The organism is Salinimicrobium soli (genome assembly GCF_048323655.1).
Lineage (GTDB): Bacteria > Bacteroidota > Bacteroidia > Flavobacteriales > Flavobacteriaceae > Salinimicrobium > Salinimicrobium soli.
This window is the reverse complement of the sequence record NZ_JBLUWW010000003.1, coordinates 110,203-129,076: the sequence shown is the minus strand read 5'-3', so window position 1 is coordinate 129,076 and position 18,874 is coordinate 110,203. Positions and strand designations below refer to the sequence as shown.

Here is an 18,874-nt window from a genome sequence, read left to right as displayed (position 1 = left end):
ATCCTTCTTATGACCAGCGTAAGCTGTAACGACAACGAGCGGGAACTTGAAGAATCCAAAATGCAGTTAGACTCCCTCACAAGGGAACTTGCCAATTACAAAAAAAGATCAGACTCCTTAAACCTGTTGCTCCAAAAAGGGGAATTAGCCAAAGGATATCCGGTGTATTTTAATTCGGGATTTGACACCATTGAAAATCCTAAAGAATTTGTGGCAACGCAATTAGAAAAACACCCGGATCTTATTCCGTTGAAAGCGGAACTGGGAGGCACTATGGCCTTCAGGGATATCCAGGTAATATCAGAAAACTGGGTACTGGCAACGTATGATGACGGCCATGTTCAGGGAAGGACAATTTACAGTTTCGAAATGCAGCCAAACGGAGAGCTAAAATTCTCGCCGATAGCTTCAAAACTTCCGAAATAAAAGAAGTTTCCCACGAACGTTATATTTTTGATAAACCCCGGGGGAATTCTATCATTTTTGGTAACTTCAGAATTAGAAATCAAACGAAAAAACACACGTATGAAGACCAACATTCAATTTGTACACGCAGACCCAAAACTTTCCGCTGAACAACTCGTGCAGAGAAAATTAGATAAACTGGAAAATAAATATGACTGGGTGATCTCCGCCGATGTAATGTTCAAGGAAGAAAAATCCACCAACGGAAAAGGAAAAGTCTGCGCTATTGAACTGAGTTTGCCAGGGCCAAAGATCCACGCTTCAACTAATGAAGATAGTTTTGAGGCCGCTGCCGCAGAAAGTGTAAAGGATATCGAAAAACAGTTGAAAAAACGAAAAGCTGAATTGCAAAGCCATTAACTGAGCTTTCTAAAAATAAAAATGCTGCCAATTGGCAGCATTTTTTTATGTCTAAGAATTTCCTGATCAAGCTACTCTTTCGATCTTCGCTCCAATCGCTCTTAAGCGTTCGTCGATATTCTCATATCCACGATCTATCTGCTCAATATTGTGGATCACCGAAGTTCCTTTGGCAGAAAGTGCAGCGATAAGCAACGAAATACCCGCCCTGATGTCTGGTGACACCATGGTGGTAGCCTTTAATTGTGATTTAAAATCGTGACCAATAACGGTAGCACGGTGAGGATCACATAAAATGATCTTCGCACCCATGTCTATAAGTTTATCCACGAAGAAAAGGCGGCTTTCGAACATCTTTTGATGGATAAGCACATCTCCTTTAGCCTGGGTCGCAACTACCAGCATAATACTCAAAAGATCGGGAGTAAAGCCCGGCCAGGGAGCATCACTAATGCTCATGATGGACCCGTCGATGAAACTCTGCACCTCGTATCCATCCTTGTGAGCAGGAATGTAGATATCGTCTCCTCTTCTCTCTAGTTGGATTCCCAGTTTCCTAAAGGTACTTGGGATCACTCCCAAATGCTCCCAGGAAACATTCTTGATGGTGATCTCACTCTTTGTCATGGCGGCAAGCCCGATCCAGGAACCAATCTCGATCATATCTGGCAGGACGGTATGAGTACAACCGCCAAGCGATTCTACTCCTTCTATCTCAAGAAGGTTAGATCCTACTCCGCTGATCTTCGCTCCCATCCTGTTCAGCATTTCACAAAGCTGTTGTAGATAAGGTTCACAGGCTGCATTATAAATAGTGGTCTTGCCTTTTGCAAGCACAGCTGCCATTACAATATTTGCCGTTCCGGTGACCGAGGCTTCCTCAAGTAGCATATAGGTTCCGGTAAGGCCGTTTGGAGCTTCCACCCCGTAAAAACGTTCTTCTTTGTTATAGCGGAAGTCTGCTCCCAGGTTTATAAAACCTTCAAAGTGAGTATCAAGTCTGCGACGCCCTATCTTATCTCCGCCGGGACGCGGAATATATCCGGTACCAAATCTTCCCAGCATTGGTCCCACGATCATGATAGAACCTCTTAACCCGCTTCCTTCTTCCTTGAATTTTTCGCTTTTGAGGTATTCCAGGTCCAGCCCATCACTTTGAAAGCTGTAACTGCCTTTCCCAAGTTTTTCGATCTTCACTCCCAATTGCTTCAGCAAATGGATGAGTTTGTTCACATCGAGAATATCTGGAATGTTATGAATTGTAACTTTTTCAGGGGTAAGCAATACGGCACACAAGATCTGTAAAGCTTCATTTTTTGCTCCCTGAGGATTGATCTCTCCCCGTAGGGAGTGTCCTCCTTCTATTTGAAAAGTGCCCATGAATAATTGGAATTAATAACGTTTGCGGCTTCTGGTGCGGTTCTTTTTGGCAGGCTTCTTAGCAGCATGTTTCTTATTGCTTTTAAGAAGTTCTGAAGCTTCACTCAGGTCTTCTTCAGACGCTTTAAGATCAATCTTCCCGCCACTCAGTTCTCTTAAATGTTCAAAGATCACCTTATCATCAACAGAATCTTTGTTCCAGCTGAGATATGATTTCTTCATGTGGTTGGCTATGGTGAAAATGAGTCCGTCTTTTTCCGGCCCGTCTTCCCATTTGTTTGCCTCATCGATCATTCGCTTGATGTTGTTTCCGTAGAAACGATACTTCGGAAAGTTTTGAGGATAGGTCATCCTGTCCGGTCTTTCTTCAAGCATTTCCCTGGAAGGTTTTGGAAAAGGGCTGTCCACATCAAGTTTAAAATCGCTGATGATGAACAATTGGTCCCAAAGTTTATGCTGAAAGTCGGGCACATCCCGAAGGTGTGGGTTCATATTACCCATTACCGAAATAATGGCCTTGGCCACTTTGTTTCGCTCCTTTTCATCTTCAATAGCAACGGCATATTCCACCATTTTTTGAAGATGCCTTCCATATTCAGGAATGATCAATTTACTCCTCTCGGAGTTATATTCTAATTCGTATGTCAAAATGCTAGTTTATAAGGTGATAATATACTGCAGAAGTTTCTTGCCTGCAAATTAAAAAATATAATCCGGTCGCGGCAACATTTTTTTCAATACTACCGGTTATAAGGAAATAACCCCTTCGATCTTGATCCCAACCTCCTTATATTTAGCAATTACGGCATCAGGATCCCGCATTTTCACATTAACAGAAACGCTGGTATACTTGCCATTTCTGGACTGTTTGGTCTTGATGACCGCGCCCATGTTGTCAAAAATGTCGTGGATAGCTTCTATTTTCAATTCGTTAGTAGGAACAATGAACTTGTACAAATATATGGTAGGCCACATATCTGTGTCGTGCAACTGGGCTTTTAATTTTTTATAAAATTCTTCCGGATCTTTAGCTTCGCTCATAACTTTCTTTCTTCATTAAAATACAAAGATACATTTAAAGATCCATTTTTTAAATCGAATGCAAATGCCGAAATTTGCCGCGTGAAGACCAGGAAAATAGTAATTACCGGCGGCCCCGGTACCGGAAAGACGTCTGTCATTGAAGCCCTTGAGAACAACGGCTATTTTTGTTTCCACGAGGTATCCCGTGAGGTGATCAGGGAGGCCCAAAAAAAGGGAATTGACCAGTTGTTCCTGGAAGAGCCGCTGCTCTTTAGTGAATTGCTCCTGGAGGGCCGCATCAGGCAACATGAACAGGCTGCAAATCTTTCCGCAGAACTTGTTTTTCTTGACCGTGGCGTACCCGATGTGGTCGCATATATGAACTACTTCGGAAATGATTACCCGCCTGTTTTCAACCGCGTGTGCCGGGAATACCTCTATGACAAGGTATTCATTCTGCCGCCATGGAAGGAGATCTACACCGGCGATAATGAACGCTACGAGACCTATGAGCAGGCCGTGGCCATTCATGACGAACTTGCCCGCAGCTATGCGCACCATGGTTATGAGCCTGTAGAGGTTCCCTGCGGAAGCATTCAGGAGCGCACCTCATTTATACTGGACCACCTTGAATAGTCCCGAAGAAATATTAAAAAAGTACTGGGGCTTTTCCTCTTTCAGGCCTTTACAAAAAGAGGTCATCAACGAAATTATTGCAGGCAGGGATGTACTCGCCCTGATGCCTACCGGAGGCGGAAAATCCCTTTGCTACCAGGTGCCCGGGCTCATGAAAGAAGGAATCTGCATGGTCATCTCTCCATTGGTTGCCCTTATGGAAGACCAGGTAAAAGCATTACAGGAAAAAGGCATCAAAGCGATGGCACTTACCGGCGGAATTCATTTCTCCGAAGTGGACAGCATGCTCGATAATTGTATCTACGGAAATTACAAGTTCCTATACCTCTCTCCCGAACGCCTGCAGCAGGACCTCGTAAGGGAACGGATCAAACAGATGCCGGTCAATCTTATTGCTATCGATGAGGCGCATTGTATCTCCCAGTGGGGCCATGATTTTAGACCGGCCTATTTGAATATTGCCGACCTGCGGAATTTGAAACCGGGAGTCCCTTTTATAGGACTTACCGCCACAGCTACTGCACCCGTAGTTAAAGATATTGCCAAACAATTGCAACTGCACGAGCCGGTTATCCACCAGCGCTCTTTTCACAGGGACAATCTGGCGTATGAGGTCAAGGAGGTACAGGACAAGAACTATTACCTTGAGCAGGCATTGAAGGAACATGAGGAGTCTGCCATTATATATGTAAGGAGTAGAAAAGCCACTGTAGAGATCTCTGAATTTCTCAAGAAAAAAGGCATTTCTGCCAGCTCTTTTCACGGCGGACTTACCCGCAAGGAGAAATCGGAGCGGCTGCAAGCCTGGTTACAGGATAGAGTACGGGTAATGGTTGGCACCAATGCCTTCGGAATGGGGATCGATAAGGCCAACGTGCGCACGGTAGTGCACATGAACCTGCCCGAGAGTTTGGAGAGTTATTTCCAGGAGGCCGGCCGCGCCGGAAGGAACGGAGCTTTTTCTCGCGCCATCATTCTCACCAACCAGAGCGATATTCCCCTGCTGAAAAATCAGTTTTTGGCAACTCTGCCTTCGGTGGAATTTGTAAAACTGGTGTATAAAAAACTGAATGCTTACTTCAGGATTGCCTACGGCGAAGGAGAAGGCAGCGTGCACCATTTCAATTTCTACGACTTCTGTAGCAAGTATGAACTCAATACCCTGCAGGCGTACAATACATTATTGTTACTGGACAGGACCAGTGTTTTAAACCTGTCGGAACAATTCCAGAAGAAGACCAAAGTTCGGTTTCTGGTTTCCAATAAACAGTTATCTTATTATCTGGAGGCGAATCCGCAGGCAGATGCGGTGGTAAAATCCATTTTGCGCACCTACGGCGGTGCCTTCGAAAACAACATTGAGATCAATATTTCGGTTATTGCCGGTAAAGCCGGGACTACCCAGGAAGAGGTGATCTCCATACTGAAGAGACTGCACAAGGAAGATATTGCAGAATTTGAACACGATCAACACGACACCAGGATCACCTTTTTGGTTCCCCGTGAAGATGAGACCACTATCAACCCATTGATCCCTACCATCAAATTGCAGATCTCCGGAAAGACCAAAAAGATCGCGCAGGTGCTGGAGTATGTGGAGAACAAGGAGCGATGCAGGAGCAGGCAATTGCTGGAGTATTTTGGAGAAGAGAATACCCGGGACTGTGGAATATGTTCGGTTTGTAAACCTTCCGCAGAAAAACTGACGCGGGATGGCATGCGCAAGATCTATTTTGAAATAATCGGCCTGCTTGAACAGGACGAACACAGCTCCCGTGAAATGACCGAAAAACTAAGTTTCCCGGAAGACCATGTGCTGCAGGTACTGCGTGTCCTGGTAGAAAAAGGAGCACTGACCGTTACAGGCGGCAATAAATATAAATTAAGTCACTTATGAGAAAGTTACGTATAGTCTTTATGGGCACCCCAGATTTCGCTGTTGAAACTTTGAAAGCCATTGTGGAAGCAGGCTATGATGTGGTGGGAGTGATCACCGCGCCCGACCGCCCTGCCGGGAGAGGAAGAAAGTTACAGGAATCGGCGGTGAAGAAGTTTGCTGTAGAACACAACCTGAAGGTATTGCAACCCACAAATTTAAAATCGGAAGACTTCCTGGAAGAGCTGAGAGGGCTGGAAGCTAACCTGCAGGTAGTGGTCGCTTTCAGAATGCTTCCCGAAGCGGTGTGGAAAATGCCGGAATATGGAACTTTCAACCTGCATGCTTCCCTCCTGCCACAATATCGTGGCGCCGCTCCTATTAACTGGGCGGTAATGAACGGGGAAACAGAGACCGGCGTCTCTACCTTTTTTATAGATGAGAAGATCGACACCGGCGAAATGATCCTGCAGGAAAAGGTACAGATCGACCCTGCAGAGGATGCCGGCAGCCTTCATGACAAATTAATGAACACCGGTTCTCAACTGGTTATCAAAACTTTAAGAACAATTGAAGAAGGCGACGTTAAGACCGTTCCGCAGCAGGAAACTTCTGAACTAAAGACCGCTCATAAATTGACCAAAGAGAATACCCGTATTGACTGGGAGCAACCTTTAGATGTCATCTACAACTTTATTCGTGGCCTTAGTCCGTATCCCGGGGCATGGACGATGCTCCAAAATGGCAATACCGAACAACTTTTCAAGATCTATGCTTCCGAAAAGGAAGAGCAGGAACATCAGCTGGAAATTGGTACAGTGACCGAAGAAGAAAAGCAGGTAAAAGTGGCTGTCAAAAATGGCTTTTTAAAGTTGAAAGAAATTCAGCTGCCGGGAAAAAGAAAAATGACTGTAAAAGATCTTTTGAACGGCTATAAATTTTTTCCAAACGCCAAAGTTCGCTAAACCCTTATGGTTACTGATTTGGACGGATTTCAGTAAAAATCAACAAAGGTTATTAACAATTTGCCGAAGTTATTAACAATATACCGCATTTCCCTTGCTATTACTTGCATGGCAAAGAATTCCATATAAATTTGTAGAGCAAATTAATAAAAGTTTAACCAACAATTATTTAAAAACTCGAATTATGAACAAAACAGATTTAATCGATGCAATGGCAGAAAACGCTGGAATTTCTAAAGCAGCCGCAAAAAAAGCTTTGGAATCTTTTCTAGAAAATGTAGAGAAGTCTCTTAAAAAAGGAGATCGCGTTTCTTTAGTAGGATTCGGATCCTGGTCAGTATCTAAAAGAGCTGCAAGAGAAGGAAGAAACCCACAGACTGGAAAAACTATTAAAATTGCTGCTAAAAACGTAGTGAAATTTAAAGCTGGAGCAGATCTACAGAAGGCTGTAAACTAATCCTTTCAAAAGCTAAAAAAATACTAAACTCTTCCTTCGGGAAGAGTTTTTTTGTTAAATAATGGTAATCTTCATGCTCGCATGAAGATTATTTTTTTAGATTTAAAAGAAAGATCCAATAATCTGTAAAAACATGACTACACTAAAACCCGCAAAAGGACATTTACTTGTTGCCGAGCCTTCGATTACGGGAGATCTTTCTTTCAACAGGTCTGTAGTGCTCATTGCCGATCACACCCCCAGTGGGTCCATCGGATTCATTTTAAACAAAGTTTTGGATTTCACCCTGCAGGACCTCCTCCCGGATATTAAAGGGGATTTCAAAGTTTACAACGGAGGACCGGTAGAACAGGACAATCTCTATTTCATCCACAAGGTCCCTGACCTTATTCCCGGAAGCATTGAAATTGCCAGCGGAATTTATTGGGGTGGAAATTTTGAAGTAGTGAAGGAATTAATTGCCCAGGAACTCATTACTGAAAATGAGATCAAGTTCTTTCTTGGATATTCCGGCTGGGATTGCGAGCAACTGAATGAAGAACTCAACGCCCACTCCTGGATCGTTACTGAAAATAAGGACAACAAGGAAATTCTGAACAGGCAACCGCGTACCTTCTGGAAAGACAAGATGCTGCAATTGGGTGGCAGTTACGTGATCTGGTCAAACGCGCCCGAAAATCCTTCTTACAACTAGCCCAGGCGGGCCATCATATTCAGTCGGCTCAACAAGGTCTTAGCCACCGTTGTGTTGTACTCCTTCTTGCGATATTTACTCACCGGTCTTATTCCGATTATCACATTCGTCACAAACATTTCATCTGCTTTTTGAAGCTCAAAGGCTGAAACAGATTCTTCCACCAGTTTATATTCAGGCAGTTTCTTTACGATCTCAATGATTTTTCCGCGTAGTACCCCTTTTAAACACCCGTCACTGAGAGGCGGTGTTTTTATCTCATTCCCCTTCACCAGGAAAATATTTCCATTAAGTGCTTCCACCACGCTCTTGTTCTCGTTAAGCAGTAAACAGTTATCGTAGTCATTCTCTTCAGCAAAGATACTTCCGAGGACATTGATCGCACGGTTATTGGATTTAATGGTAGAGAGCAAGCCGCTGTTGACGTAATGGTCTTTGAACAACTCCAGCTCATAACCACTTTCATCCAGCAGGTAGAATGGGTCCTGAAGCTGGGTCGCAGTGATCACATACCCTATTTCCCGGGTAGAAGGCCTGTAAAAACCTCCTTCTTTTCTATACACGGTGAATTTAACGCGGGCCGGTGAATCAATTAGATCTTCAGCCTCGAGCAATCCTTTTATTTCCTGCTCCAGAAAATCGGGTGAAAAGTTCTGCGGAATCTCCATTCTCATGATCCTCATGGAAGACATAAGCCTGAAGTAATGGTCTTCCCAGAACATCAGCTTTCCTTTGATCACTCTAATGGTCTCAAAGACTGCATCGCCATAGGCAAAGCCGCGGTTAAAGACCGAGAGGCTTGCCTGCTCGTTGTTCACTAATTCTCCGTTGGTATTGATCATGAAAAAACCCGTTTAAGAACGGGCAAAGGTACTATTTATATGGAGAAATATCAGACTGAACCCAGTACTTGTTTCAAATCTGACATCATGTTCTCCCACAGCATTTTTCCTTCTTCCACTTCATCTTCTTCCGCAAAATCGGTTACCATGATAGAAACATCCTTAGTGATCTCATCCACCTGAATTCGAAGTTCAAAATAATAAGGGGTGTCATCATCAGCTAACCAGCGAAATTTTACTCGCTCTCCAGATTTCTTACTCAAAAGCCTGGCTTTTTCTTCGCTTCCTTCCCAGATAAAAGTGAACATTTCGCCACGTGAATTCACGTTGTCGGCATACCATTCACTTAAGCCCGAAGGTGTTGCAATATAGTTGTATAAAAGGGAGGGGGAAGCCTGGATGGGAAATTCCATTTCGTACTTTATCTTGTCGTCCATTCTTCGGTTTTGATTAGTTGCGGGCAATATAATTATTAATTGCAAACCCTAAAAGAAATCAAAATAAATATTTCAGAAAAGATAATTTGTCACAAGACAATTTGTTTATATATTTGCACCCGCTAAAAGAAACCACCACAGGTTTTACAGCACATGGCGAGGTAGCTCAGTTGGTTAGAGCGTCGGATTCATAACCCGGAGGTCACGAGTTCAAATCTCGTTCTCGCTACAGTCCCCCGAAAAGAAGTCCCTTCCAAAAAGGGACTTTTTTTTATGCCTAATTTTTAAGTTTGATTTGCAAAGATTACGAGGTCATGAAGCTTCAAATCTCTCCCGAGACTTCGGGGCTCGCTACAGTCCCCCGAAAAGAAGTCCCTTCCAAAAAAGGGACTTTTTTTATACCTGATTTTTAAGTTTGATTTGAAATAATTACGAGGTCATGAAGTTTCAAATCTCTCCCGAAACTTCGGGGCTCGCTACAGTCCCCCGAAAAGAAGTCCCTTCCAAAAAGGGACTTTTTTTATACCTGATTTTTAAGTTTGATTTGAAAAGATTACGAGGTCATGAAGTTTCAAATCTCTCCCGGGACTTCGGGGCTCGCTACTCTAAAAGTCCTTATTGTAGGGACTTTTTTTATGGTAAATATTATTTAAAGAGGAAATTGTGGAAGACCTTCAAAAATGACATTTTTGAGTGCTCTTAAGAACAGCACTAGCCAGACAAATTCTATCCCGTTTACCTCAATTCCATTTTATCGATAAGGAGTTTGAATTTCTCTTTTTTCTTGTTCCCTATCAAAAAGGTGATCTCTTCAAAGTGGTCTGCTGAAAAATTGGGCTGCTCCAGCTTTCTTCCCCTGAAGGAAGGATACATATCCTTTAAAGGAATCTCTATTTCCTGCCATTCTCCCGAAGTCTGGAAAGGAGCAACATAAGAGTAATAATCGCCGGTGTCAGCTTTAATTCTGAACTGATATTCCTTGCTGTCCCCTTTTACGGTAAGTACCATCTTGGTATGATCTTTTACCGGAATCCGCCCCGTCCTGTATCGCACTGAGGAGAAGCCTCCGTTGTTCTCCAGGGATATTTCCCCTTCAAATACGCCGTGGCCTTCGGCATTGAGGCCGAAAGTACCCGAAGATCGTCCTCCCATCACTACATCATCAATGATCACCCATTCCCTGACATCAGAATCTTTATTAAAATCGAAAATGACCTGGGATGCCATGGAAGAAAACAGGACCATACAAAGGATTAGCATCATAGCGAAAGTTTTTATGAGTTACACTGTGCTTTGGACAGTCCTCCTAAGTTACTAATTAAAAATCTGTCCTTTAGAAAAGGTCTCAAAAATAGCATTTTTGACCCGGATATTTTTCCCTGTTTAAAAACCTCAGTCGCCATCATCTTTGCGAGCGCACCGACCGGGAGGGAGGTAAGCGAAGAAATCTTAACCCAAAAAAGGACCGTCTTTGCGAGCGCACAGACCAGCAGGGAGGTGAAAGCGAAGCAATCTCACTCTTTAATTTCTCCCCTCAATATTTTACCGGTTTCTCCAAATTTTAAGAAAATATTAATAAATTTACTGCTGAACGAGCTGCAGCTTCTCTTCTGCCCTACCGGAACTAATTTTTGCAGCTCCAATGCCGGTATTCTGTAAGTACTAAAGAACAGCTTTAATTCGCTTTATCCCAATTTGAGAAGGGGATAAAGGAAATTAACTAGTATTGTAAAACACGTTGGCCCTAATATTTAAAAATGATTGATAATATTAATTTACTCCGACTAGCCTGCTTAATACAAGATCGCGATAACCAAGATTTCAAACGAGTTGTATTATCTATTATTTTCGAATTACTATATGAGAATAACAATGAAGACCTAAAAGCGGATGAATTATTTAAGGCAACAATTACGAAGTGTAAAGAACCAATTGAAAGAGATTTTTTCGATGAATTAATCAGTAATTCGAAATCCTTTGTGCAAACTACAACAGGTGATGAACCACTGATTAAATTAACTCCAGTAAAGTTTCAAGATGTAGAAAAGAACATTTCAGAATTTTCAATAGAGCCATCAATAAACAGTTTTCTTTCAGTAAATGGATATGACAAGAAATATAAAAAGGTAATTCTTAAAATTTTGTACCAATCCATTTATGAAAACATTTATGCTTTTAACCCATCAAATATAGATTCACTTGTTCCAGATGTAATCAAGGAGAAATTCACCCAAGAAGAATTAAATCTTTTTAACGAGTTTCTTGAGCATGATGATCCTCAAAAGAACAGAAGATTATATAATCAATTTGTAAAGGCAATAGAATTTGCCATCCTTACTTCGGGTAAGGGAGTCAAGGAGTTTTCGGATCAAATTTACTCTGATAAAACATATATTCTTGATACTAACATTATCTTCAGGATGTTGGGTGTTGGTGGGGTAGAAAGAAAAGAAACAATTCTAGCATTAATAAAATCGTGCATAAAACAAGGTGTAAATTTTGAATATACAATAAACACTTATCAAGAACTCAATAATACTTTAGATGCGAGTATAAATAAAATATCAGTAGCCGAGAGAACGAAGAAAATAGAAATAATTCAAGAATTAGTAGCAGAGGAACCGCATTTTTTCAATGATGATTTTATTGTACAATACAGTAGACTAAAAAATCAAAAAATCGCAAATAGTCCGGAGCAATATGGGCTGGAAATGCGAACAAGATTCAAACAACTTTGTGAAGATTTAAACATCAAGCAATCAAATCACAAAATTAAACTTGAGCATTATGAGATAAATTTATTTGCTAAAAAATTAATTTCGGAAAGAAAAAAAATCACATCATATAGATATTCAAATAAACAGGCATTCACAGATGCATACAATGTTTTATATGTAAGAAAGGTAAGAGGAAATAACAATTATAATTATTCTGAAGTAAAATCTTTTTATTTAACCACAGATAGGGGCCTCAATAAAATCCTCTCAGATAATGACAAAATTATAATTCCAGCTACAATACTACCATCTCAATTATTTGCCATACATAATCCTCTTTCAGATGATAAAGATGGTGTTGATTATGAAAACTTCTTCAGCTTTATAAAAAGAAGAACTTCAGAGTTTAAACATCGAGGAAGAGACGTCTTTAGTTATATTCAACAAGCCAGAGTTTACACAACGGATAAAGAGGAAATTAAAAAGCTTATAAAAACCTTTTCTGATGAGAGGTACAAAAACAAAGAGGATCGTACCCAAGAAAATGTAATTGTAAGTTTTAAAGATTTTACTAAAACATATTTTGATGGAAGATTAAATGAAATTGAAGAAACTGAAAAGAATCTTGAACAAATTGAGATCCAAGGAAAAAGGAATATTTTACCTGCAATGTCTAAATCGAAGAATTATACCAGAGGGATAGAGCTTTCCATTTACGTTATTATTATACCCTTAATTTCATTTGGAATTGGAAAAATAACCAATTGGCAATATGGTTTAATATCCTTAGTAATTTTAGAAGGAATTAAATTTTTGATTACAGTTAAAGGAAATTATTCTAAACAAATTTGGGAGTATTTATTCATTAAACAAATGAAAAAAACTCCATATTATCAGTTAACCAATAACAGTCAGTACATAGAAGAAGGTCTGAAAGTTATTTCTCAAGAAAACGGGAAAGTTTGGTGATAAAAAACTAGGGCCAACATCGTATATCGCAAATAATGAAACACCTCCCAAAATGCCATTTTTGACCCTCATTAAAATCACAGCTTAACCCAATAAATTAAAATCCCCGAAACCAACCCGTTCATGAAAAAATACCTTTGCCTCCTCCTGTTCCTTTTCCTAAATGTTTTCGCCTATTCCCAAAGCTCCCTTTTCAGTTACGAGCAATACGTGAATGCCGAAGGTGACACCTTAAAGTACCGGCAGCTGATGAGTGATTATGCTCCCAACACTAAATATCCGCTAGTGATCTTTTTGCACGGGTCGGGCGAGCGCGGTGATGACAATGAAGCCCAGTTAAAATGGGGCGTGAAGAATTTTGCTTCAAGCGAGGTCATGAAAATGCATCCTTCCATTGTTATTGCACCACAATGCCCCAAAAATATGAGCTGGGCTGTACTTTCTGAAAATGGTTCTTTTCAGCCTTCTCCAACCAAACCCATGGAACTCCTAAAGGGACTTATTGACCAGACACTGGCGAATTTACCGGTTGACCCCGACCGGGTTTACATCACCGGACTCTCTATGGGAGGCTTCGGTACCTTTGACGCCATCACCCGATATCCCGACCTGTTTGCCGCGGCAGTGCCGGTTTGCGGAGGCGGGGACGTTACCAAAGCGCCCCTCATTGCAGGAATTCCCATGTGGATCTTTCACGGGGCTCTGGATGAGGCCGTAAGCCCTGTTCTGTCACGGAATATGGTGGAAGCTTTGACAAAGGCCGGAGCACATCCCGGCTACACCCAATATCCCGAGGCAGGGCATTTCTCCTGGATCGCCGCCTATAGTGACCCTATGATGATGGAATGGTTGTACAGCCAAAAAAAGTAGATCAATAGAACATGAAATTGTAAAATGAAAAATAGCATCCCCCTTTTATTCCTGCTGTTAAGCCTTACCGCCTTTTCACAAAGCTTCACCACCAAAGACAATATTGAGATCGAGATCAAAAAGTCAAGAACCGCTTTGAACAACAGCCCTTTCCAAGCGAGCCTGTTGAAGGTAAAAGGAGAGGATTTTCAAAAGGTGCTGGTCAGGACCCGGATAAAGTCGGACAAGAACAACAAGACCCAACTCAGTGGCTTTTCGCTGGTAGATCCGCAAAACCAAATCAGGTACCGGCTAGCGGATTACAAGGGTTACAACGGCATCATTGGAGCTCCGGAATTTATTCCTTTCCGAAAAACGCAATTCTTTAACAAGTCCGGTCGACCTGCAAGCCTGCACGTTCCATTTGATATAGAGGAAAAAGACCTTTTTGAAGAGTACAATATGCCCGGATACACCAACTTTGAAGTGCCCATAAACTTCGGAAAAGACCGGCTGAGCGTGGTGTACTTCGGTCAAACCGATCTCAAAAAACTCACGGCAGAACTCTTTTTCACCATTCCGCAGAAATATTTAGGGCTGCCCTATCACCTTTACTACAGGGACGAGAAGGTGGCAGAGGTGTATTTTTAATTTTATACCTTAAGTTTGTTATAACTCTAACCTGTAACCCAACCTGCAATGTCCGGAGAGAAAATGAACTTCAACGCAACCTGGTCAATGGCTGTTGGCGGAATGGTGGGCGGGGGAATCTTTTCTGTCCTGGGAGTCATCGTCCACACCGCCGGGCAATGGGCTTGGCTAAGTTTTCTTATTGCCGGACTCATCGCGTTGATCTCAGCACATAGTTACAGCCAGCTATCCATTAAGTACAATGAAGGCGGGGGTGCCTTCACCTTTTTAAGAGAGATCAATCACAAAGGTTTCGCGGGAAGCCTGTCCTGGATCCTTATCCTGGGATACATCCTCACCTTATCTGTGTATGCTTTCACTTTCGGCCATTATGTGGCTCACGTGTTTAATGCCGGAAGCTGGCTGCCGCGGGTATTGGCTTTGATCATTATCGCCATCCTTGCCGGAGTCAATCTGAAAGGGATCGGGAACGCTTCAAAAGTTGAGATCATCACTGTCTACGGAAAGCTGTTAGTGCTATTGGGATTAGCCATCTTCGGACTCGTGGAATGGAATCCCGAACAACTTACCCAAGGCATCGATCCGAAGCCCTGGCACATGGCTATCATTGGCGCAGGAACCATTTTCATGGCTTATGAAGGTTTCCAGCTGCTATCCTATGACTACAGTGACCTAACAAACCCCGATAAGACCTTACCGGGTGCGACCCGTTGGGCGGTGATCTCGGTGATCATCATCTATATACTTGTGGCGATCGGCACCACCATGATAGTAGGCGCCGAATCTTTGGTAGAGAATAAAGAGATCGCTCTGTCTATAGCCGGAAAAAAGGCATTAGGGACCACCGGACTCGTCATTGTCACCATTGCCGCTGCATTTTCTACCGGTTCGGCTGTAAATGCAACCCTGTTCTCCACGGCAAGGCTCATGGAAAGCGTTGCAGAAAAAAAGGATCTGCCTCAATTATTCGCCATAGAGAACAGGAACAAAATTCCTTTTTACGCGGTCCTGGGTATTGCAGGAATTTCAGCTTTTCTGGCAATAATCGGGAGCCTTTCAAGCCTTGTAGACGCGGCGAGTATCATCTTCCTGTTCACTTTTGGTATTGTCAACCTCATCGCGTTCCGTCAAAAAATTAAGCGAAGATGGATCTCACTGGCCGGCGCTATAGGTTGCGGTTTGGCCATGATAGCCGATATTATAGTCCAGCTCGAAAATACTCCTTACGCGATCATCGGGTTATTTTTAATTTCAACCGCGATCTTTGTCTTCAGGCCCTACCTTCTAAAAAGAATAAATTGAGAATGACCTTTTTGAAACGGAAGGGCTGCTTTGGTGGACTGATCCTGAAAAATGCATTAAATTGAACCTATGAAAGATGAATTTTTGAAGGTAGCCATAGAAGAGGCTAAAAAAGGATACCGCGAAGGCGGCATTCCCATAGGGTCTGTCCTGGTGCACAATAAGGAGATCATAGGAAGGGGTCACAACCGAAGGGTGCAAAAAGGCAGCGCCATCCTGCACGGGGAAATGGATGCCTTGGAAAATGCCGGAAGACTTCCGGCATCGGTATACAGGGAATCCACCTTGTATACTACTCTTTCCCCCTGCTCTATGTGTTCGGGCACTATTTTACTTTATGGGATCCCACGGGTGGTCATCGCCGAAAACAAGACCTTTCTCGGGGAGGAAGAACTTCTGAGATCCCGCGGTGTTGAGGTAACCGTGCTGGATGACACGGAATGTATCGACCTAATGCGTACTTTTATTGAAGAAAAACCGGAATTGTGGAACGAAGATATTGGGGAAGAAAATGAAGAAAGGCCCTTTTGATCCCTCGTTTTAAACTTCTGAATGTTAAACCCCTTAATAGTATTATCATGAAAAGATCTTTTTTAGCTGCAGTTATTGTTTTAACCACTCTCTTTTTCAGCAGTTGTGCTGAAGTATCTGGCAGCATTCAGTATATGAAGGAATTGAATGAAGCAATTACTGAAAAATATGATTTTAAAGATGTGAATCTCACCATGGACCTCAATTCGCTTACGGTCTCCCTGGTAGATGACCGCTTTGACAGTTACAGTCCTCAACGGAAAAAGGAGCTGGCGATAGAAATAGGACGCCTGGCACGCAGCATTAAAAAGAATCAGCCGGACCTGGAAGATGCAAATGTGACCTTTGTCAATGAGACAACAGTGGGGCCGGTAAAAATGAGTGATTCAGAGAGCTATCCCATGTTTCCGAAGGATGAGGAAAAGTAAGATCTTCCATATATAGATATTCAAAAACCGGATCTTCCGGTTTTTTTTATTTCCATTTAAACGCTAAAGGAAGAGGTACCGGGATCCGGAAAAAGAAAAGGTCTCCGGCAATTTATCGCCGAAGACCTTGTAAATATTTATGTGCCCAAATCTGACTTAGGAATTTTTGGTTGTTTGGGCTGCAACTTCATCAGTATCCTTTCGGTATTTAAGCATGGAAAAACCGGCAACAAAGAAAATAAATCCCAGTATGGCCAGGGCCCAGGGGCTTAACATCAGGGCAACACTTCCGAAGATACCCAGAACACCCATAATTAGTGCTATGGCACCTCCAATTAACATGATAATTGCTAAGATCTTGATCATGACTTTATAATTTGGTTAATGATATAAAGTTAGTGATCCTGTCAATCTGATAATCATTATTAACATTTAATAAGGAAATTATTCAAAAAAATACCTAATAAATTAAATATTTCATATAGCAGGTTCTCAATTCACTACTAGTATTCGATTAATAATATTGGATCCTCAACTTTCCATGGCAGATTGGTTCCCTGTACTTTTTTATTTTGCCGAATTGCTCTTATCTTAATAGAAAAATACAACCGATGAAAACAAGACATTTAGGAAAGACCGGAATTGAGATACCTCCCATCGTTTTTGGGGGCAATGTTTTTGGCTGGACGCTGGATGAAAAAGAATCTTTTCAAATACTGGATGAGGCCTTCGAAAAGGGGTTTACAGCCATTGATACTGCGGACTCTTACTCCCACTGGGCGCAAGGCAATGTTGGCGGGGAATCGGAAACCATACTTGGAAAATGGATGAAGGAACGCGGCAACCGGGAAAAGATCATGTTAGCCACCAAGGTAGGCTCCAATCCGGGTCACGAAGGCCGAGACGTATCCCGAAATTATATTTTAAAAGCCGCCGAAGATTCACTCCGCCGCCTGCAGACAGATCATATCGACCTCTACTTCACTCACTGGGACAACGAGTACACTCCGGTGGAAGAGACCCTGGAAGCTTATCAGCAGCTTATTAAGGACGGAAAAGTCAGGCATATTGGAGCTTCCAATCTTTCTGCGAACCGTATAAGGGAATCCCTTGCCGCTGCGGAAGAAAACGGACTCCCAAAATACGAGGTCCTTCAACCGGAATACAGCCTTATGGAACGAAAAAAATTCGAAGACAATTACTGGGAAATCGCGAAGGAATACGAGCTGGGGGTGATCTCTTATTTCTCACTGGCCAGCGGCTTCCTTACCGGAAAGTACCGCACGAAAGAAGACATTCAGGGCTCCCGAAGCGAGATCGTGGAGAAATACTTCAGCGAGAAAGGCCTGAAAATTTTAAACACTCTTGATGAGATCTCAAAAGCACACGGAGTTTCTGATGCTGCTGTTGCCATTCACTGGCTCATGGATCGCCCTGACATTAGCGCGCCTATTGTAAGCGCTACAAAAAGCAGTCAGTTAAAAGCTTTTGAAGAAGCCGTCGAGCTAAAGCTCTCGGGAGAGGAGATGGCGAGGTTGAACGACGTAAGTCGTTAGTCGAGAGTCGTTAGACAGTAGTTAGGAGTTCTGAGTTCCAATCGTGTCACACTGAGCCTGACCAGCGGGAGGATCAGTCGAAGTGGTTAGGTAGTCGAGAGTCGTTAGACGATAGTCGAGAGTTCTGAGTTATGAGTTGAGAGTTCCCCCCTGTCACACTGAGCCCGACCAGAGGGAGGATCAGTCGAAGTGCTTAGGTAGTCGAGAGTCGTTAGACGATAGTCGAGAGTTCAGAGTTATGAGTTCAGAGTTGTGAGTTCAGAGTTATAAGTTCAGAAATCTGATTTTACCTGAACATTTGCCTGTACTCGTAAACGATCTTAAACTTTTTCTCACCCAAAAATTGTACTTTTTCTCCTAATGATTTTTTGAGCTCCCAATAATTGGAATGGTAGAATTCAGATATGCAGGCAATTCTTCTTTCTTCTTTCATCAAGAAGATATATTCTTTAGTTCCCAATTTGCCAGGCTGTTTGGAAGTTTGGAAACCATCGAAGCAAGAGTAGCTGTAGGAGCGTGACTTTCCTAAACCAAAATAGGGTCGCAACCACAGTTCATTTTCCTTCAGGATCACCCGGTGCGCCCTTGTTCTAAATTCGGTCATCCAGAAATATCCCATAAACAGCAACAGAAAGATCAAAAAAGAAGTCCCCATTTCTTGTGACTTTATCCACATGAATATTAAGAACAGAGGCATCAAAGTCACGACAGATGCGACAAAAAAAGGCAGGAAATT

The 18,874-nt window shown here is 42.4% G+C and carries 22 protein-coding genes and 1 tRNA gene; 15 read left to right on the top strand and 8 right to left on the bottom strand.

All coding sequences use genetic code 11. The features are described from left to right. Window positions 1–9 precede the first annotated feature (9 nt). Window positions 10–426, top strand: coding sequence for a hypothetical protein (locus tag ACNORC_RS10060; RefSeq protein WP_418335509.1), 417 nt, complete (start codon window positions 10–12; stop codon window positions 424–426). A 99-nt stretch (window positions 427–525) separates the two neighbouring features. Further along, entirely contained in the window at window positions 526–825 is a 300-nt protein-coding gene (locus ACNORC_RS10055) for an HPF/RaiA family ribosome-associated protein (RefSeq protein WP_418335508.1), read from the top strand. A 66-nt stretch (window positions 826–891) separates the two neighbouring features. Here ACNORC_RS10055 and murA read toward each other — a convergent pair whose 3' ends face one another. The 3 genes from murA to ACNORC_RS10040 all read right to left on the bottom strand — a co-directional run bounded on the left by murA (window position 892) and on the right by ACNORC_RS10040 (window position 3,246). After that, complete coding sequence (gene murA, locus ACNORC_RS10050; RefSeq protein WP_418335507.1) at window positions 892–2,205, bottom strand: UDP-N-acetylglucosamine 1-carboxyvinyltransferase; 1,314 nt, start codon at window positions 2,203–2,205, stop codon at window positions 892–894. Between the two features lie 12 nt (window positions 2,206–2,217). Further along, window positions 2,218–2,853, bottom strand: coding sequence for a DUF4290 domain-containing protein (locus tag ACNORC_RS10045; protein ID WP_418335506.1), 636 nt, complete (start codon window positions 2,851–2,853; stop codon window positions 2,218–2,220). Between the two features lie 99 nt (window positions 2,854–2,952). Further along, window positions 2,953–3,246, bottom strand: a complete 294-nt coding sequence (locus ACNORC_RS10040) for a DUF493 family protein (RefSeq protein ID WP_418335505.1) — start codon at window positions 3,244–3,246, stop codon at window positions 2,953–2,955. An 81-nt stretch (window positions 3,247–3,327) separates the two neighbouring features. Between ACNORC_RS10040 and ACNORC_RS10035 the strand changes: the two genes are divergently transcribed. From ACNORC_RS10035 to ACNORC_RS10015, 5 genes are all read left to right on the top strand, one after another. Continuing rightward, a complete protein-coding gene (locus tag ACNORC_RS10035; protein WP_418335504.1) occupies window positions 3,328–3,864 on the top strand; it encodes an AAA family ATPase in 537 nt (178 codons plus the stop codon). Further along, a complete protein-coding gene (locus tag ACNORC_RS10030; RefSeq protein ID WP_418335503.1) occupies window positions 3,857–5,761 on the top strand; it encodes a RecQ family ATP-dependent DNA helicase in 1,905 nt (634 codons plus the stop codon). Before ACNORC_RS10035 ends, ACNORC_RS10030 begins: the two co-directional genes overlap by 8 nt. Continuing rightward, a complete protein-coding gene (gene fmt, locus ACNORC_RS10025) occupies window positions 5,758–6,705 on the top strand; it encodes a methionyl-tRNA formyltransferase (protein WP_418335502.1) in 948 nt (315 codons plus the stop codon). Before ACNORC_RS10030 ends, fmt begins: the two co-directional genes overlap by 4 nt. A gap of 142 nt (window positions 6,706–6,847) precedes the next feature. Beyond that, a complete protein-coding gene (locus ACNORC_RS10020; protein ID WP_380736372.1) occupies window positions 6,848–7,162 on the top strand; it encodes an HU family DNA-binding protein in 315 nt (104 codons plus the stop codon). 133 nt (window positions 7,163–7,295) lie between these two features. Further along, window positions 7,296–7,856, top strand: a complete 561-nt coding sequence (locus ACNORC_RS10015; RefSeq protein ID WP_418335501.1) for a YqgE/AlgH family protein — start codon at window positions 7,296–7,298, stop codon at window positions 7,854–7,856. Here ACNORC_RS10015 and ACNORC_RS10010 read toward each other — a convergent pair. Together ACNORC_RS10010 and ACNORC_RS10005 are read right to left on the bottom strand one after the other, a co-directional pair. Then, window positions 7,853–8,698, bottom strand: coding sequence for an aminotransferase class IV (locus ACNORC_RS10010; protein WP_418335500.1), 846 nt, complete (start codon window positions 8,696–8,698; stop codon window positions 7,853–7,855). The two genes, ACNORC_RS10015 and ACNORC_RS10010, sit on opposite strands and share 4 nt — an antisense overlap. Window positions 8,699–8,748: 50 nt before the next feature. Continuing rightward, the gene (locus tag ACNORC_RS10005; RefSeq protein ID WP_418335499.1) at window positions 8,749–9,135 is read right to left on the bottom strand and encodes an START-like domain-containing protein; all 387 of its coding nucleotides are present in this window, start codon (window positions 9,133–9,135) and stop codon (window positions 8,749–8,751) included. A gap of 155 nt (window positions 9,136–9,290) precedes the next feature. Here ACNORC_RS10005 and ACNORC_RS10000 point away from each other — a divergent pair. Further along, a tRNA-Met gene (locus ACNORC_RS10000) sits at window positions 9,291–9,364 on the top strand. A gap of 506 nt (window positions 9,365–9,870) precedes the next feature. Here ACNORC_RS10000 and ACNORC_RS09995 read toward each other — a convergent pair. Further along, window positions 9,871–10,398 carry a CIA30 family protein gene (locus ACNORC_RS09995; RefSeq protein ID WP_418335498.1) on the bottom strand — a complete coding sequence of 176 codons (528 nt, stop codon included), beginning with the start codon at window positions 10,396–10,398 and terminating at the stop codon, window positions 9,871–9,873. A 494-nt stretch (window positions 10,399–10,892) separates the two neighbouring features. Between ACNORC_RS09995 and ACNORC_RS09990 the strand changes: the two genes are divergently transcribed. The 6 genes from ACNORC_RS09990 (at window position 10,893) to ACNORC_RS09965 (ending at window position 16,582) form a co-directional block, all read left to right on the top strand. Beyond that, window positions 10,893–12,821, top strand: a complete 1,929-nt coding sequence (locus tag ACNORC_RS09990) for a hypothetical protein (protein ID WP_418335497.1) — start codon at window positions 10,893–10,895, stop codon at window positions 12,819–12,821. A 123-nt stretch (window positions 12,822–12,944) separates the two neighbouring features. After that, window positions 12,945–13,691 (top strand): carboxylesterase family protein, encoded by a 747-nt coding sequence (locus tag ACNORC_RS09985; RefSeq protein WP_418335496.1) that lies wholly within the window; start codon window positions 12,945–12,947, stop codon window positions 13,689–13,691. 24 nt (window positions 13,692–13,715) lie between these two features. Next, a complete protein-coding gene (locus ACNORC_RS09980; RefSeq protein ID WP_418335495.1) occupies window positions 13,716–14,321 on the top strand; it encodes a hypothetical protein in 606 nt (201 codons plus the stop codon). A gap of 48 nt (window positions 14,322–14,369) precedes the next feature. Then, window positions 14,370–15,623, top strand: coding sequence for an APC family permease (locus ACNORC_RS09975; protein ID WP_418335494.1), 1,254 nt, complete (start codon window positions 14,370–14,372; stop codon window positions 15,621–15,623). A 69-nt stretch (window positions 15,624–15,692) separates the two neighbouring features. Further along, window positions 15,693–16,154, top strand: coding sequence for a nucleoside deaminase (locus ACNORC_RS09970; protein ID WP_418335493.1), 462 nt, complete (start codon window positions 15,693–15,695; stop codon window positions 16,152–16,154). 47 nt (window positions 16,155–16,201) lie between these two features. Further along, the gene (locus ACNORC_RS09965) at window positions 16,202–16,582 is read left to right on the top strand and encodes a hypothetical protein (RefSeq protein WP_418335492.1); all 381 of its coding nucleotides are present in this window, start codon (window positions 16,202–16,204) and stop codon (window positions 16,580–16,582) included. A gap of 156 nt (window positions 16,583–16,738) precedes the next feature. On the opposite strand, the gene ACNORC_RS09960 is transcribed toward ACNORC_RS09965, so the two are convergent. Beyond that, a complete protein-coding gene (locus ACNORC_RS09960; protein WP_418335491.1) occupies window positions 16,739–16,948 on the bottom strand; it encodes a hypothetical protein in 210 nt (69 codons plus the stop codon). A 245-nt stretch (window positions 16,949–17,193) separates the two neighbouring features. On the opposite strand from ACNORC_RS09960, the gene ACNORC_RS09955 reads away from it, so the two are divergent. After that, window positions 17,194–18,138 (top strand): aldo/keto reductase, encoded by a 945-nt coding sequence (locus tag ACNORC_RS09955; RefSeq protein ID WP_418335490.1) that lies wholly within the window; start codon window positions 17,194–17,196, stop codon window positions 18,136–18,138. A gap of 286 nt (window positions 18,139–18,424) precedes the next feature. On the opposite strand, the gene ACNORC_RS09950 is transcribed toward ACNORC_RS09955, so the two are convergent. Continuing rightward, window positions 18,425–18,793 (bottom strand): hypothetical protein, encoded by a 369-nt coding sequence (locus ACNORC_RS09950; protein WP_418335489.1) that lies wholly within the window; start codon window positions 18,791–18,793, stop codon window positions 18,425–18,427. Window positions 18,794–18,874 lie beyond the last annotated feature (81 nt).

What these genes read in the sequence shown, in the direction of transcription:
- ACNORC_RS10060 (WP_418335509.1), top strand. Translation starts at nt 10, where the DNA reads ATGACCAGCGTAAGCTGTAACGACAACGAGCGGGAACTTGAAGAATCC.
- ACNORC_RS10055 (WP_418335508.1), top strand. Translation starts at nt 526, where the DNA reads ATGAAGACCAACATTCAATTTGTACACGCAGACCCAAAACTTTCCGCT.
- murA (WP_418335507.1), bottom strand. Translation starts at nt 2,205, where the DNA reads ATGGGCACTTTTCAAATAGAAGGAGGACACTCCCTACGGGGAGAGATC.
- ACNORC_RS10040 (WP_418335505.1), bottom strand. Translation starts at nt 3,246, where the DNA reads ATGAGCGAAGCTAAAGATCCGGAAGAATTTTATAAAAAATTAAAAGCC.
- fmt (WP_418335502.1), top strand. Translation starts at nt 5,758, where the DNA reads ATGAGAAAGTTACGTATAGTCTTTATGGGCACCCCAGATTTCGCTGTT.
- ACNORC_RS10015 (WP_418335501.1), top strand. Translation starts at nt 7,296, where the DNA reads ATGACTACACTAAAACCCGCAAAAGGACATTTACTTGTTGCCGAGCCT.
- ACNORC_RS10010 (WP_418335500.1), bottom strand. Translation starts at nt 8,698, where the DNA reads ATGATCAATACCAACGGAGAATTAGTGAACAACGAGCAGGCAAGCCTC.
- ACNORC_RS10005 (WP_418335499.1), bottom strand. Translation starts at nt 9,135, where the DNA reads ATGGACGACAAGATAAAGTACGAAATGGAATTTCCCATCCAGGCTTCC.
- ACNORC_RS09995 (WP_418335498.1), bottom strand. Translation starts at nt 10,398, where the DNA reads ATGATGCTAATCCTTTGTATGGTCCTGTTTTCTTCCATGGCATCCCAG.
- ACNORC_RS09990 (WP_418335497.1), top strand. Translation starts at nt 10,893, where the DNA reads ATGATTGATAATATTAATTTACTCCGACTAGCCTGCTTAATACAAGAT.
- ACNORC_RS09985 (WP_418335496.1), top strand. Translation starts at nt 12,945, where the DNA reads ATGAAAAAATACCTTTGCCTCCTCCTGTTCCTTTTCCTAAATGTTTTC.
- ACNORC_RS09980 (WP_418335495.1), top strand. Translation starts at nt 13,716, where the DNA reads ATGAAAAATAGCATCCCCCTTTTATTCCTGCTGTTAAGCCTTACCGCC.
- ACNORC_RS09975 (WP_418335494.1), top strand. Translation starts at nt 14,370, where the DNA reads ATGTCCGGAGAGAAAATGAACTTCAACGCAACCTGGTCAATGGCTGTT.
- ACNORC_RS09970 (WP_418335493.1), top strand. Translation starts at nt 15,693, where the DNA reads ATGAAAGATGAATTTTTGAAGGTAGCCATAGAAGAGGCTAAAAAAGGA.
- ACNORC_RS09965 (WP_418335492.1), top strand. Translation starts at nt 16,202, where the DNA reads ATGAAAAGATCTTTTTTAGCTGCAGTTATTGTTTTAACCACTCTCTTT.
- ACNORC_RS09960 (WP_418335491.1), bottom strand. Translation starts at nt 16,948, where the DNA reads ATGATCAAGATCTTAGCAATTATCATGTTAATTGGAGGTGCCATAGCA.
- ACNORC_RS09955 (WP_418335490.1), top strand. Translation starts at nt 17,194, where the DNA reads ATGAAAACAAGACATTTAGGAAAGACCGGAATTGAGATACCTCCCATC.
- ACNORC_RS09950 (WP_418335489.1), bottom strand. Translation starts at nt 18,793, where the DNA reads ATGGGGACTTCTTTTTTGATCTTTCTGTTGCTGTTTATGGGATATTTC.